The following is a 16,030-nucleotide window of genomic DNA, read 5'->3' on the forward strand; positions in this document are numbered from 1 at the left end:
GAAATCAGTAGCTGGAATTTATTACTTTTTTCTGCCAGGATTTGTCTAACCATTAACCAACTGAATATAAGGAGGATCCCATGCTGTTTTGTGAAATGTTATTTATTTCGCAGACTTTTGGTGATCGCCATAGCTCAAGCGTTATCGATATCGCACTGCGATAATCCGGCTTGAGCGAAGCAAACCCTTTTCTCGGGCTTACCGGGTTATCGTCAGCCATATTTGACGAGGCGTTTTATCGCCAGTAACTCTTGAGTAAGCAACAATGAGCACTTTATTAACCGCACAATCTCTAAACCTTGATACCGCTTTTGGCCCGCTGCTGGCCGATATCACCTTTACCCTGAAAAAAGGCGACCGCCTCGGCTTAATCGGTCACAACGGTTGCGGTAAAAGTACCCTTCTGAAACTGCTCGATGGCACGATTTCGCCCAATGCTGGCGGCGTGACGCGTGCACATCATTGCCTGCTGGCGCGGGTCGAACAGCATCTCCCTGAAGATTTGCACGCCCTGACGCTGCTCGATGCGGTCATGGCGCGTTTAAGCGAGGCGCAACAGCATACCGATTCCTGGCGTGCGCAGGCGCTTCTGGCGAGCATGGGGTTTGATGAAACCGCGTGGCAACTCACCGCTGGCACCCTCAGTGGCGGCCAACATACGCGTTTATTGCTGGCGCGTGCGTTGATAACCCAACCGGATCTGCTGCTTCTGGATGAGCCGAGTAACCACCTCGATTTGCCGACTTTGCTGTGGCTGGAGCAGTTCTTGCGTAACTGGAATGGCAGCTTTGTGCTGGTTTCCCACGATCAACATCTGTTGGATAGTGTCACCAACGGCACGTGGATCTTGCGCGACCGCACGCTGAGTTTCTTCCAGTTACCCTGCTCTGCTGCACGTGCAGCGCTGGAAGAACGTGATCGTACCGATGCCCACCGCCATCAGTCGGAGCAAAAGGAAATCGACCGCATTGCCGCCAGTGCGAAGCGTCTCGCCATTTGGGGACGGGTGTACGATAACGAAGACCTGGCGCGTAAAGCCAAACAGATGGAAAAGCGCGTCGACAAATTAAAGGACAGCCAAACCGAACTGGCGGCGGCGAATCTGTGGCAACTGATTTTAAAAGGAGAAGCGTTACCGGCGGATCGTCTGCTGGAAATGGAAAACCTCGCCGTCAGCCCGGCACCCCATTGCCCTACGCTGTTTAATCTGGATGTGCAGCGAGTGAAAAGTGGTGATCGGGTGGCAATAATCGGGCGTAACGGCTGTGGTAAATCGTCGTTGCTGCGTCTGCTTTGGCAGCAATATCAGCAACCGCAGACAGACGATGGGATTCGCCTGCATCCTCGCGTCGAGATGGGCTATTACGACCAGACCTTGCATCAGCTTAAAGACGGTGACACGTTGCTCGAAGCACTCGAACCTTTTGCGCCATTAACCGAGAGTTCCCGCAAAATGGCGCTAATTAGTGCTGGTTTTGCGTGGCTACGTCACGGGCAAACGGTCAGCACCTTAAGCGGCGGCGAGCGTTCCCGGCTGTTATTTGTTGGCCTGACGCTGGCGCGTTATTCGTTGCTGCTGCTTGATGAACCGACCAACCATCTGGATATGGAAGGTAAAGAAGCGCTGGCCGAAACGCTGCAAAGTTACGAAGGTGGCGTGTTGCTGGTAACGCACGACCGGACGTTAATCGCGAAAAGCTGTAACCGCTTCTGGTTGATTGATGATGGCAAGCTTAGCGAGTGGCACAGTTTGGATGGGCTATATGCACAGCTGACAAGTGAAACCGCCGAGGTGACGTTGTCACCTTCACCGCCGGAGATGTCAGCTGTTGCGGCAACTTCCGGGGCGGCAGACGGCTGGCTGGAGCGACTGGTTGAACTGGAGGAGAAGCTTGCGCAGGATTTAGCGCGCAAAGCCAGCCATCAGAAACCCGCGTTGCAGCAGCAATGGCGCAAGGAGATAGCCGCACTGAATGTCCGGCTGGATCTGGAGTAAAGACTGCGTCGGATGACGCTTCGCTTATCCGACCTGGGTAAGCTGGTTTTGCGGCGGTTGCGTCGGATGACGCTGCGCTTATCCGACCTACGGTTTCGATTTCGATTTCGGTTTCGATTTCGGTTTCGATTTCGTAGGGTGGATAAGCGTTAGCGTCATCCACCGCTTTTACTGTGATTAAAACGTCGCCCAATTGTCGTCATCGTTCACCACGGTGCGCGACAATGGCGACGACTTCTTCGGCGTCTCGCGCTTCGCCACCACCTGGTGATGATGACTGTCTAAACGGAAAATACCCACCGCGGCGGTTAACCGCGCGGCCTGCTCTTCGAGGGACGACGCGGCCGCTGACGCCTCTTCAACTAACGAGGCGTTCTGTTGCGTCACATTATCCATCTCGTTGATGGCAATACCCACTTGCTCGATACCCCGGCTTTGTTCATCCGATGCGGCCGCAATTTCCTGCATGATATCGGTGACACGCCGCACTGCGCTCACGATACCGGTCATGGTTTCTCCGGCATGTGCCACCTGGCTTGAACCGCTATCAACCAGCGAAACCGACTCGCTAATCAGCCCCTCGATCTCTTTCGCCGCCTGCGCACTGCGTTGTGCCAGGGTGCGCACTTCGGTTGCAACCACTGCAAAACCGCGCCCCTGCTCACCGGCACGCGCCGCTTCTACCGCCGCATTGAGCGCCAGAATATTGGTCTGGAAGGCGATGCTATTGATGACCGCGGTTATCTCAGAAATTTTCTTTGAACTGGATGAGATATTGTTCATGGTGCTGACCACACCCGAGACAATACGCCCGCCATCACTGGCTTTGTGCGAGGCTTCCTCAGCCAGTTTGGTGGCGTGATGAGCGTTATCCGCGTTCTGTTTCACTGTGGCGGTTAACTGCTCCATGCTGGCGGCCGTTTGTTCCAGTGCCGCCACTTGTTGTTCGGTGCGGGCAGACAAATCGGTATTGCCCGCAGAAATCTCGCTGGTGCCCTGATAAATCGCTTCGGCACCTAAACGCACCTCGCCGACGGTATTCACCAGTGACGCCTGCATTTCTTGTAAGTTCTGATTGAGCTTGCCGATTTCACTACGACCATGGGCTAGCGGTGCCAGGGTTAAATCCCCCTGAGCGATATGCTCGATGCGCGTAGCCGCTTGTTGCAGCGGTTGTATCACCACACGACGCAGCACCACAAAGGTGAAAGCAGTCATGAAAATGGCCAGTGCAAACGCGCCTGCCATCAACATCACACTCAAATGCGAGCGTTCCTGAGCCTGCTCTTTCAGGGCAATCGCCCGTTCGGTACGGATCTGCGCCGCCTGTTCCAGAACCTTGCTGTAGTCCGCATCCAGCTTTCGTGCCTCTTCGTTTTCATGGTTGATGATGGCTTCAAACATGCCGTTTTTGGCATATTTCATCATTGGCTCCATGCCTTTCTTCAGGTAGTCGCTGAAGCGGGTGCGCAGCTGGCTATCCAGCGCATCACCTTCATCAACATTGTCGGCACGCGCCATATAAATGTCGAAACCGGCCTGTGCTTGCTTCATCAGTCTGTCGGCTTCAGCAATATTGAACTTCATATCCTCCATGTCAGCCACGCGCCCTGCCGCACCCGCATGAATGATGTTTAAACGCGCACTGCGCAGATTGGTTGAGCTGTCGGAAAGACCGATGCGCACCTGAATTTCATCGGTGACGTCTTGCAACGCCTTGTCACTTTGCACCAAAAAGTAGCTCGCCAGCCCAACGCACAAGGCGAACAGCACTAAAATCCCAACCAGAATGGAGGTAAACAGTGGCACCAAACGAATGTGATGCCAGAAACGCACAGTCCCCTGCGGGGAGATTTTTGTCTTTGCCATGTCCTTGGTTTCTCTTTTGTAAAAGGATATTGCTGTAAGCAGGTCATCGGCCTGGCGAAACCAAAGGTTGAAGATAAAGTCGTCGTTTTGTGGAGGGGTTAACAAAATTATGTTTAAAAGATAACCAGATCACAGTTTCTTATGAAATTAACCGGGCTTACATGAGGGTTAAACAGGAGTAAACTATTTGTAATGATTAATGGTGGACCGCGTGCGGTCGCCCAAAGGATGTACCGTTAATATGAAATTTAAATCTGCAATAAAACCCTATCATGCTGCCGCCGGTGGCTGGGGCTCGCTTGAAGCTACCACTCGCTTTGTTATCGATAGCAAACACGCCTTAAAAAACCTGCGCAACCTGATGCGCATGAACAAAGCCAAAGGGTTTGACTGCCCGGGGTGTGCATGGGGTGATGATAATAAAAGTACCTTTAGCTTCTGCGAGAATGGCGCGAAAGCCGTCACCTGGGAAGCGACGCGCCGTTTCATCGACCATGAATTTTTCGCCCGGCACAGCGTCAGTAAGCTCTACCAACAAAGCGATTATTTCCTTGAATATCAAGGACGCCTCACCGAACCTTTGTCATACAACCCGCAGACCGACCATTACGAAGCAATAAGCTGGGATGACGCGCTTGCGCTTATCGCTCAACATATCAAAGCGCTGGATAATCCCGACCAGATGGAGCTGTATACCTCCGGTCGCGCCAGCAACGAAGCCTCTTATCTGTATCAATTGTTTGGCCGTATGGTGGGGACGAACAACTTCCCTGACTGCTCGAACATGTGTCACGAAGCCAGCGGATCAGGGCTTAAGCGCAGCATTGGCGTGGGTAAAGGCACTATTCATCTCAATGATTTTGATAAAGCCAGTGCAATTTTCGTGTTTGGTCAAAACCCGGGCACCAACCATCCACGCATGTTGCACAGCCTGCGTCACGCCGCAGAAAACGGCGCGCAAATCGTCACCTTTAATACGCTACGCGAACGTGGCCTTGAGCGTTTTGCCGATCCGCAAAAGCCATTAGAAGTGGTCACGCCACTTGCTGGAAACATCAGCACCTATTACTACCAGCCGAATTTGGGCGGTGACATGGCGGCCATTCGCGGTATGGCGAAAGCGTTGCTGGAAACCCATCGTGCGCAACTGGCGCAAGGCGGCACGGGCATTTTTGACCGTCAATTTATCGATGAACAAACCCATGGCGTGGAAGCGTGGTTTGCCGAAGTCGATAACACCCGCTGGGAACACATCATCCAGCAGTCTGGTTTGAGCGAACAGCAAATACGCGATGCCGCCGCAGTCTGGCAGCAGGCCGGGCGTGTGATTTGCACCTGGGCGATGGGAATAACCCAGCATAAACATTCGCTCAATACGGTGCGTGAAATCGTTAACCTGCAACTATTGGGCGGCCATTTGGGTAAAGAAGGTGCCGGACTTTGCCCGGTACGCGGCCACAGTAATGTGCAGGGCAACCGCACCATGGGTATTGATGAAAAACCTTCTGCGGCGATGCTCGACAGTCTGGCTGCGCATTTTGATTTTGAACCGCCACGCGCGCAGGGCCATAACACCGTCGAAGCACTTGCCGCCATGTTGCGCGATGAAGTGAAAGTGCTGATTACCCTTGGCGGGAATCTCGCGGCGGCGGCACCTGACAGCCCGCGCACCGAAGAAGCGTTGCAGCGCTGCGGCCTGACCGTCCATATCAGCACCAAACTTAACCGTAGCCATCTGGTGCCGGGTCAAGCCGCGCTTATTTTGCCAACCCTTGGGCGTACTGAAGAAGACATGCAAGCCAGCGGACGTCAGTTCATTACTGTCGAAGACTCGTTCAGCATGGTGCATGCCTCCGAAGGGATCGGCAAACCGATTGCAGACACGCAACGTTCAGAAACCGCGATTGTCTGTGGGATCGCCAACGCCGTGCTGGGGCGTGAGAAGCTCGACTGGCTGGCACTGGCTGATGATTACAATCTGATTCGCGACCATATCGCCGCCACCGTGCCGGGCTTTAAAGACTTCAACCAGCAATGTGAGAAACCCGGTGGTTTCTATTTGGGCAATGCAGCGGCCGAATTGCGTTTTAATACGCCATCGGGCAAAGCTGAATTCAGCGCCGCCCCGCTGCCAGCGTCTCTGTTCGGGGAGGTAAACGCACCGTTTGTACTGCAAACTTTGCGCTCCCACGACCAGTACAACACCACCATTTATGGGCTGGACGATCGTTACCGTGGTGTTTACGGCCAGCGTGAAGTGTTGTTTATCAATCCGGAAGATCTTGCGGCACTGGAATTACGTGACGGCGATTTAGTGGATATTGAAACTATCTGGAATGACGGAATTACCCGTAAAGTCAGCGGATTCAAAATCGTGCCGTACAATATTCCCCGTGGCAATCTGGCTGCGTATTACCCTGAAACGAACCCATTGGTTCCCCTGACCAGCGTCGGTGATGGCACAGGCACGCCAACCTCAAAATCTGTACCGGTCAAAATCAGCCGTAGCGCGGCTGTGGCAGATAAACGCATCGCTTAAAAGCAAAAACCTCGTGTCGGGTAACGTTCAGCTTACCCGACCAATCCCCTCATCCAGTTACCCATTCGCAATAAATGCGAAATTTCTCATTAACAACTTTGCAATATCATAACGGGAGATTATGATATCCGCACATTAACCATTTGGTTCATTAATATGTAATCGCTTCCATTTAACCCCCGTTAAACGCGAGTCGCTACGTTAATCATGACACCAGGCGGTACAAATCGAACGATCTCCTGCGACAAGGAGACGTTGTTGCAAATGAAGTGTGCGGACACACTTCGACAGGAGAATGGTATGGAAAGGTACACTCCCCCGCGCGGCCTGGCATTAGGGCTGCTCTGGGTTCTTGGCGGGCTGATGGCTTTAATTGGCCTCGCGATAGGTATTGGCGGAGCTTATCTCGTCGCACTGGGCGGGAGCTTTTACTTCCTGCTGATGGGCATCGCGATGCTTATCTCCGCTGTTTTGATTCTGAGAAAGAAAATCGCAGGCCTGGTACTTTATGGTCTGGCATTCATCTGCTCTATATTTTGGGCGATTAGCGATGCGGGCATGGATTTCTGGCCGCTGTTTTCGCGCCTGTTTACCTTCGCGGTGCTGGCTTTCCTGGCCGCCATTGCCTGGCCAATTTTACGTGCAGCACGTACTCGTGCGCCGGTAAAAAAAGCGCCAGCTTATGGCATCGCCGCCCTGCTCGCGGTTTGTATGTTGGTGAGCGCGGGCTGGATGTTTGTGCCACAGGTACAAGTTGCCGCCAATGAAGAGGTGCCGGTAAAACCGGTTACGGCGGATACTGCGCAAAAAGACTGGAAGCACTGGGGGAATACCACCCATGGCGACCGTTTTGCCGCACTTGATCAAATCAACAAAGGCAACGTTAGCGAGCTGAAAGTAGCGTGGACTGCCCACACGGGTGATATTCCACAAAGCAACGGTTCAGGTGCTGAAGATCAAAACACCCCATTGCAAGTTGGCGACACGCTGTTTGTCTGTACGCCATACAGCAAAGTGCTGGCGCTGGATGTGGATTCCGGTAAAGAAAAATGGCGTTTTGACAGTAAAGCGACCGCGCCAAACTGGCAGCGTTGCCGTGGCCTCGGTTATTTTGAGGAAACCACTCAACAAGCCACAGCACCGGTAGCTGACACCGCACAACCTGCGGCCTGCCCTCGCCGCCTGTTCCTGCCAACCACCGATGCACGCCTGCTGGCGATTAACGCCGATAACGGCAAATTATGCGAAGACTTTGGTGACCACGGTACCGTGGATTTGAAAGTCGGCATGGGTGAAGTCAAACCGGGCTATTACCAGCAAACTTCTACGCCACTGGTGGCGGGGAATGTCGTGGTGGTAGGCGGTCGTGTGGCGGATAACTTCTCCACCGGCGAGCCTCCGGGTGTCGTGCGCGCTTATGACGTTCACACCGGCAAACTGGCGTGGGCATGGGATCCGGGCAACCCGGCGATTACCGGCGTTCCGCCGGAAGGTCAGACCTATACGCGCGGCACACCGAACGTCTGGTCTGCCATGTCTTACGACGAGAAACTCGGCCTGATTTATCTGCCGACGGGTAACGCGACGCCTGATTTCTTCGGCGGCACACGTACCGCGCAAGACGATAAATACAGCTCCTCAATTGTTGCAGTGGATGCAGCAACCGGACAGGTACGCTGGCATTTCCAGACCACTCACCACGACCTGTGGGATTTCGACCTGCCATCACAGCCGCTGCTGTATGACTTGCCAGACGGCAAAGGCAGCACCACACCGGTGATTGTCCAGACCTCAAAGCAAGGCATGATCTTCATGCTTAACCGTGAAACCGGTGAACCGGTCGCGAAAGTGGAAGAACGTCCGGTTCCGCAGGGCAATATCGAAGGCGAACGCTACTCGAAAACCCAGCCGTACTCTGTCGGGATGCCAATGATTGGCAATCAAACCCTGAAAGAGTCGGATATGTGGGGCGCAACCCCTATCGATTTGCTGATTTGCCGTATCGAATTTAAAGGGATGCGTCATGAAGGCGTCTACACGCCGCCAGGTCTGGATCGTTCCCTGCAATTCCCCGGTTCGCTGGGCGGGATGAACTGGGGCAGCGTTTCTGTTGATCCGAACAACAGCCTGATGTTCGTTAACGATATGCGTCTGGGGCTGGCAAACTACATGGTGCCGCGGGCAAACGTCGCCAAAAATGCCAGCGGTATCGAGATGGGTATCGTTCCAATGGACGGCACACCGTTTGGCGCGATGCGCGAGCGTTTCCTCTCGCCGCTGGGTATTCCTTGCCAGAAACCACCGTTCGGTACCATGTCTGCGGTTGACCTGAAATCCGGGAAAGTGGTCTGGCAGGTGCCGGTAGGTACGGTGCAGGATACCGGCCCGCTGGGGATCCGCATGCATATGCCTATTCCAATCGGTATGCCTACGCTGGGTGCGTCGCTTTCGACACAGTCCGGCCTGCTGTTCTTCGCCGGTACCCAGGATTTCTATCTGCGCGCCTTTGATACGGCGAACGGTAAGGAAATCTGGAAATCACGTTTGCCAGTGGGCAGCCAGTCCGGCCCAATGACTTACGTGTCACCGAAAACCGGCAAGCAATACATCGTGATTAACGCAGGCGGTGCTCGTCAGTCTCCAGACCGTGGCGATTACATCATTGCTTACGCGTTACCAGACGCGAAATAAGCGATAAAAAAACGGGTGCATTTGCACCCGTTTTACTTTTTATCATTTGTTGGCTGCGTTGACGTAAATGGTGGATGACGCTAACGCTTATCCCCCCTACTACGAGCGTTAGCGTTTCACAGGTCGGATAAGCTTGCGTCATCCAACAACCAATTACTTCACATCTGCCTGATAAAAAATGTGCTTACCAAACGGATCGACTTCGTATCCGCTGACTTCTTTGCGAACCGGCTCGAAAATCGTCGAATGGGCAATCATCACCGCTGGCATTTGGTCATGCATCATCTGCTGCGCTTCTTTGTATAACGCCACACGTTTTTCGTGATCGCTCGAGGTTCTCGCTTCCAGAATCAATTTATCAAATGGCTGGTAACACCATTTTGCTGAGTTGGAACCGCCATCTGCCGAACGGCAGGTGAATAACGGGCCAAAGAAGTTATCCGGGTCGCCCGTGGCTGTCGTCCAGCCCATCAACGCCGCCTGATGCTCGCCGTCTTTCACGCGTTTTAAATACTCGCCCCACTCGTAGGTCACCACTTTTGCCGTCACGCCAATTTTCGCCCAGTCGGCCTGAATCATCTCGGCCATACGTTTAGCATTCGGGTTATACGGACGCTGCACCGGCATCGCCCACAGGTCGATGGTCATGCCGTTGGCAAAACCCGCCTCTTTGAGTAACGCTTTGGCTTTTTCCGGAGAATATTCATAATCTTTCAGCGAGTCGTCAGCGCTCCAGATCCCCGGCGGTAACAGATTTTTAGCCGCCGTGCCGGTGCCACGGAATACCGCTTCAATAATGGCTGGTTTATTAATCGCCATCGCCAACGCCTGGCGGACTTTGACGTTGTCCAGCGGTGCTTTCTGGGTGTTGAATGCCAGGAAGCCAGTATTCAGCCCCGCTTTTTGCATCAGATTAATGTCGGCGTTTTCCTTCAGGCGCGGCAGATCTGCCGGATTCGGGAAGGGCATCACCTGGCACTCGTTCTTCTCGAGTTTTGCCACGCGCACCGAGGCATCTGGCGTTATCGAGAACACCAGTTTGTCGATTTTAGCTTTGCCCTGCCAGTATTCCGGGAATGCGGTGAACAGAATGCGCGAGTCTTTTTGATATTGCGCCAGGCGGTATGGCCCGGTGCCGACAGGATCCATATCCACACGTTCCGGGGTACCGGCTTTTAGCATCGCATCGGCGTATTCAGCAGAAAGAATGGAGGCGAAATACCAACCCAGATCGGCAATAAATGGTGCCTCTGCGTGTGCCAGCGTGAAACGCACGGTATTATCGTCGACTTTATCAATCGCCGTAATTAATTTTCCGAACTCAAGACTTTCGAAATTAGAATAGTTTCCGTTGGAAACATTATGATAAGGGTGTTTGGGATCTTTCTGGCGCATAAACGAGAAGATGACATCGTCTGCGTTAAAGTCGCGGGAGGGTTTGAAGTATTTATTGCTCTGGAACTTAACCCCTTTGCGCAGATGGAAAGTGTAAACCTTACCGTCTTGGCTAATGTCCCAACTTTCTGCGAGGCTGGGCTGCAACTCTGTGGTGCCTGTTTTGAAATCAACCAGACGGTTATAAACCGGCACCGCGCTGGCATCCACACTGGTACCCGATGTATATAACTGCGGATTAAAGTTTTCCGGTGATCCTTCGGAGCAATATACCAAAGTCTTTGCCGCGACAGTGGAACTGACTGTCAGCGCCGCTATTATCAATGCAAGTTTTGTGGTTGTTGTGGTGATAGTTTTCATGCCTGCCCTTATATTTATATTTTTCACCCAGAATAATGCTTGTACAAAGCAACTTAATAAATAACATTAAAAGTCGCATGCAAACAAATGAATATATTCGTCGATACTAAAAGAAGGAATAACGATGACCACGCAACTCACTGACCAATTAACCAGGCGGTTCTTCCGCTATCTGGCCATTACCAGCCAAAGCAAGGCGGGTACTGCCACGTTGCCAAGCACACCTGGGCAACATGAAATGGCGCAACTACTGGCGCGCGAGCTGCGTGAACTGGGTCTGGATAACGTGGTTATTGATGAGCACGCCACCGTGACTGCCGTCAAAAAAGGCAATGTTGCGGGTGCCCCACGCGTAGGGTTTATCACGCATATTGATACGGTGGATGTGGGTTTATCGCCAGATATTTATCCGCAAGTGTTACGTTTTAACGGCGAAGATTTATGCCTCAATCAAGAAAAGGATATTTGGCTACGCACCGCTGAGCATCCGGAAATTCTCGCCTATCCAGACGAAGATATTATTTTTAGCGATGGCACCAGCGTACTGGGAGCGGATAATAAAGCCGCCGTCACCGTGGTCATGGCGATGCTGGAAAACCTGACGCCAGAAATGCGACATGGCGATATTGTCGTCGCGTTTGTTCCCGATGAAGAAATTGGATTATGTGGTGCAAAAGCGTTGGATCTTGCGCGCTTTGATGTGGATTTTGCCTGGACTATCGACTGCTGTGAATTAGGTGAAGTGGTGTATGAAAACTTTAATGCCGCGCATGCTGAGATTCGTTTTACCGGTGTAACCGCCCATCCGATGTCCGCAAAAGGGGTATTAGTGAACCCGCTGTTGATGGCCCATGATTTCATCAGTCATTTCGACCGCAATCAAACCCCGGAAAACACCGAAGGCCGTGAAGGTTATATTTGGTTTAACGGCATGCATACCACGCAAAATGACGCGGTATTAAAGGCGAATATCCGTGATTTTGATACCCAGTCGTTTGAAGCACGCAAACAACAGATCCGCGACGTTGCGGCTAAAATTGCCGCTCAACACCCAACCGCAAAAGTTGATGTCGAGATAAGCGATACTTACAGCAATATCAGCAACGCTATCAAAGAGGATCGTCGGGCCATTGATCTCATCTTCGACGCCATGAAAGAGTTGAATATCGAACCCAAGATCATTCCTATGCGCGGCGGCACTGACGGTGCGGCACTGTCCGCAAAAGGATTATTAACGCCGAACTTCTTTACCGGTGCGCATAACTTCCATTCCAAATTCGAATTCCTGCCCCTGCGCGCCTTTGAAGCCTCTTACAACGTCGCGTTAAAGCTATGTCTATTAGCGGCTAAATAAAGAATGTTACGGGTAAACGCTTAATCGTCTGCCCGTTCATTATCCCATCGTGATTGTAAAAATATTGTTGTCAGAAATTTAACACATCAACTTAATTAACAATCGCTCAGTCATGTTAACACATAGTTTAGAGTATTCCTGCCCGATGTGACCCGATTCAATCTTTATCTGGAATCTTTAGTGTATATTTTCGAGTGCAATAGAGAATATCTGCAGTCGGAAACCAAAATGAAAAACAAATATATATTACAAGAATTTCTGGATGTGAATCGTCTTCAGACATTACAGGATAACTTTAGTAAATCGATGATGATTGCACTTGTCGTGGTCGATCAAGATGGGATCCCTGTTACCAAACCAAGTGGGTTCTCCGACTTTTGTGCACATTCACGTCTCAATCCGACCCTTGCCCAACATTGCCATGTCAGCGACAACGCAGGTGGGCGAGCCGCGATGGAATCGCTTAAACCTGTTGTCTATCGCTGTTATTGTGGTTTTGTCGAATTTGCCGTTCCGATCATGATTAATGACCATTATCTCGGCGCTTTTATTTCCGGCCAGGTGAAAGTCGAGGAGGAAAAAGAGCAAACCATTCCTTATATTTTAAATGACAATCAGATTTGGCGTGAGAATCCGCAGCTTATTCATTTACACGAAAACACTAAAAGAATGCCGTATGATCGGTTTGAATCCACAGCTTCAACATTATTACACGTCTCTTCTTATTTGGTTGAGCAGGCACATGCAAATAATATTCAACGCGAACTCCGTAAAAAAGATCTTGAGTTAACCGATGAATTGCGAAAACGTGTCGAGATTGAACGTTCATTACATGAAGCTGAATTTAAAGCGCTCTCATACCAAATAAACCCGCACTTTTTATTTAACGTGTTAAACACCATCGGCCGCCTTGCTTATCTGGAAGAGGCGCAACGTACCGAAACCATGGTTCATGATTTCTCTGACATGATGCGTTACTTATTACGGAAAAATAACCATGGTTTGATCACCATGAATCATGAGATTAATTACGTTAAAAGTTATATGTCGATACAAAAAGTCAGAATGAGAGACCGCTTTGACTATCATTGTGACATTCCTGAAAAGTATCTTAATATCGTTTGCCCATTTTTGATTCTGCAGCCGCTGGTCGAGAACTTTTTTAATTACGTGGTCGAGCCGCGTGACATCAGCAGCTTCCTGGAGATTAGAGCGAACGACGATGGGCACGATGTCATACTTGAATTGACTGACAATGGCGATGGCATTTCACAACAAGATATCGCTAACATTTTATCGGGTGATCAAAATCGCCAGAAAGGTTCTATCGGTATTAATAACATTCAAAATCGTCTTCGTTTATTATTTGGTGATAGTTATGGATTGGAAATAATCAGTGCACATCAACCTGCAATGGGCACCACCATTAAACTACGATTTCCTATGCTACCAGCCTGATTACAAGGAGAGTAAGCATGTTTAACATTGTGATTGTAGAAGATGAACTGATTGAATCGGAGTCACTGCGTCGCATTATTACACGTTGTGTGGATAATTCTGTGATTCATGAAGCCTCTACCGGAAAAAAAGCGATTCAACTTATCGATACTTTAGATCGTATCGATATGATTTTTGTCGATATAAATATCCCCTTACCTAATGGTAACCAGGTTATTGAATATCTGAAAAGCAAAAAAAATGACACTAAAGTTATTGTCACCACCGCGAACGATGATTTTGATATCGTACGCAGTATGATTAACCTGAAGGTTGATGATTATTTACTCAAACCGGTTAAGCAAAGCATTCTCACCGAAACCATTAAGAAGACACTTAATGTAAATGAAGCTGATGTTGCTGCATTAAAAGCACTAAAGCAAACCATGATAACACTGATTGAAAGCTGCGATTATGCACAGTGGCACAGCTTTTTATTTGAAAGGCTAAATGATGCTTGCACGCGCAAGGCCCTTACTTCGGATCAACGTAAAACCGTAACGGATGTGCTGGAGTTGTTGAACCAATATATTGCGACCCAGGGCGAGAAATTGTTGCCTACCGAAAAAAAAGTCTCAGCTTTGATTCAAGATATTAGCCATCACGGTTTAACCAGCACAGGTTACTATCGAATTATGACTAGCCTGATGTCCATTAGTGAAGACGTATTTGACCAGGCGTTAAAAAAATATAATGGCAATATGGACTTCACCGAACGAGCAAAATTCCACATTGAAAAAAATGTGCTTAAAAACCTGACGCTCGATGATATTGCGACCAAATCATTCGTCAGTGCTTGTTATTTAAGCCGGGCATTTAAGAAAAATATTGGCGCGGGTTTCTCAAATTATATTGCGAATCGCAAAATCAGTATTGCTAAGTCGCTGCTGCAATTCAGTAATTTAAAGGTTAATACTATCGCGCTGGAGTTATCTTACCAGGATGCGAATTATTTCTGTCGCATATTTAAAAAAGAGACCGGTGTGGCCCCTTCTGACTATCGCAAAATCGTCTCGCCGGAATTGCATTAATGACTGCCCTGCTCGCCTTTGCTATCTTGCACAAGGCGCGCCAGGTAAGGCAAGAAAGTCCACTATACCAACAAGATAGTTTACTGTTGTCAGAGGGGTTAGCTCCTAAAATAGGCATACCCTTCTCTTAACAGTGGTATGCCTTTGGACGATTATCTGTTTACCTCTGAATCGGTGGCCGAAGGGCATCCGGACAAAATGGCCGACCAGATTGCGGATGCAATTCTGGACGCGTACTTGCTCCAGGATCCCTGGTCAAAAGTCGCCTGTGAATGCATGGTGAAAACCGGTATCGCCATTGTTGCCGGGGAAATATCTTCTGCGGCTGTGGTTGATATTGAGTCCATTGTTCGCAGCACGATTAAAGCTATCGGCTACGATCATTCCGATCTCGGTTTTGACGGCAACACTTGCGGCGTGCTGAATATCCTCGGTAAACAATCGACTGATATTGCTCATGGTATTGCGGGCAATTCAGCTGATTCCTTTGGCGCAGGTGATCAAGGAATTACCTTTGGATTCGCCTGCAACGAAACACCGGAAGCCATGCCAGCCACGCTGGTTTATGCGCATCGTTTAATGGCGCGACAAGCGATGCTACGCAAAACCAAACGTCTCCCATTCTTATTTCCTGATGCCAAAAGCCAGGTGACTCTGCGTTATTCCAACAACCATATACAGTCGGCTGACACTATCGTGGTTTCCACGCAACACCGCCCTGATATTTCACCAGAGCATCTGCGGGAAGCCGTTATCGAAGAGATCGTGAAACCAGTAATACCGGCTCACCTGATAACAGCGGATACGCGCTTTCTGATTAACCCCGCAGGGAGGTTTGTCATTGGTGGTCCGGTTGGAGATTGCGGCCTGACGGGCAGGAAAATCATTGTCGACACTTACGGAGGAGCCGCCTGCCACGGTGGTGGTGCCTTCTCAGGTAAAGATCCCTCTAAAGTTGACCGTTCAGCTGCATATGCTGCGCGCTATGTAGCAAAAAATATTGTAGCTGCGGGTCTCGCTTCACGTTGTGAAGTTCAACTGGCCTGGGCCATCGGTTTACCTCACCCGGTATCGATTCGAATTAATACTTTTGGCAGCGGTAAACTTGCCGACAAAACCCTTCAGGAGCTGGTGACTCGTCATTTTGATCTCAGTGTTTACGGCATTATTCAGATGCTGGATTTACTGGTTCCCCGCTATCGTCAAACCGCCTGCTACGGTCATTTTGGCCGGGATATTTTCCCATGGGAAAAAACGGATAAAGCAGCGGCTCTGCGCTTAAGCGCAACATCATGAAC

At 50.4% G+C, this 16,030-nt stretch carries 9 protein-coding genes; 7 read left to right on the forward strand and 2 right to left on the reverse strand.

The window, feature by feature from the left end; translation table 11 throughout:
* Nucleotides 1–265: 265 nt before the first annotated feature.
* The gene (locus tag WBL83_RS00490; RefSeq protein ID WP_424587292.1) at nucleotides 266–1,996 is read left to right on the forward strand and encodes an ABC-F family ATP-binding cassette domain-containing protein; all 1,731 of its coding nucleotides are present in this window, start codon (nucleotides 266–268) and stop codon (nucleotides 1,994–1,996) included.
* A gap of 177 nt (nucleotides 1,997–2,173) precedes the next feature.
* Here WBL83_RS00490 and WBL83_RS00495 read toward each other — a convergent pair whose 3' ends face one another.
* Nucleotides 2,174–3,865 carry a methyl-accepting chemotaxis protein gene (locus WBL83_RS00495; RefSeq protein WP_424587293.1) on the reverse strand — a complete coding sequence of 564 codons (1,692 nt, stop codon included), beginning with the start codon at nucleotides 3,863–3,865 and terminating at the stop codon, nucleotides 2,174–2,176.
* Nucleotides 3,866–4,106: 241 nt separating this feature from the next.
* Here WBL83_RS00495 and WBL83_RS00500 point away from each other — a divergent pair, with 241 nt between their 5' ends.
* Nucleotides 4,107–6,404 (forward strand): FdhF/YdeP family oxidoreductase, encoded by a 2,298-nt coding sequence (locus WBL83_RS00500; protein ID WP_424587294.1) that lies wholly within the window; start codon nucleotides 4,107–4,109, stop codon nucleotides 6,402–6,404.
* Between the two features lie 300 nt (nucleotides 6,405–6,704).
* Nucleotides 6,705–9,095 carry a glucose/quinate/shikimate family membrane-bound PQQ-dependent dehydrogenase gene (locus WBL83_RS00505; protein WP_424587295.1) on the forward strand — a complete coding sequence of 797 codons (2,391 nt, stop codon included), beginning with the start codon at nucleotides 6,705–6,707 and terminating at the stop codon, nucleotides 9,093–9,095.
* A 153-nt stretch (nucleotides 9,096–9,248) separates the two neighbouring features.
* Here the strand turns inward: WBL83_RS00505 and WBL83_RS00510 are convergent, their stop codons facing one another.
* A complete protein-coding gene (locus tag WBL83_RS00510; protein ID WP_424587296.1) occupies nucleotides 9,249–10,850 on the reverse strand; it encodes an ABC transporter substrate-binding protein in 1,602 nt (533 codons plus the stop codon).
* Nucleotides 10,851–10,974: 124 nt separating this feature from the next.
* Here WBL83_RS00510 and pepT point away from each other — a divergent pair, with 124 nt between their 5' ends.
* The 4 genes from pepT to metK all read left to right on the forward strand — a co-directional run bounded on the left by pepT (nucleotide 10,975) and on the right by metK (nucleotide 16,028).
* Entirely contained in the window at nucleotides 10,975–12,204 is a 1,230-nt protein-coding gene (gene pepT / locus WBL83_RS00515) for a peptidase T (protein ID WP_424587297.1), read from the forward strand.
* A 228-nt stretch (nucleotides 12,205–12,432) separates the two neighbouring features.
* Nucleotides 12,433–13,662, forward strand: a complete 1,230-nt coding sequence (locus WBL83_RS00520; protein ID WP_424587298.1) for a sensor histidine kinase — start codon at nucleotides 12,433–12,435, stop codon at nucleotides 13,660–13,662.
* 17 nt (nucleotides 13,663–13,679) lie between these two features.
* Nucleotides 13,680–14,732, forward strand: a complete 1,053-nt coding sequence (locus WBL83_RS00525) for a response regulator (protein WP_424587299.1) — start codon at nucleotides 13,680–13,682, stop codon at nucleotides 14,730–14,732.
* Between the two features lie 138 nt (nucleotides 14,733–14,870).
* A complete protein-coding gene (gene metK / locus WBL83_RS00530) occupies nucleotides 14,871–16,028 on the forward strand; it encodes a methionine adenosyltransferase (RefSeq protein ID WP_424587300.1) in 1,158 nt (385 codons plus the stop codon).
* Nucleotides 16,029–16,030 lie beyond the last annotated feature (2 nt).

Origin of the sequence: Buttiauxella sp. (assembly GCF_049686335.1) — a bacterium.
In the GTDB taxonomy this organism is placed as follows: domain Bacteria; phylum Pseudomonadota; class Gammaproteobacteria; order Enterobacterales; family Enterobacteriaceae; genus Buttiauxella.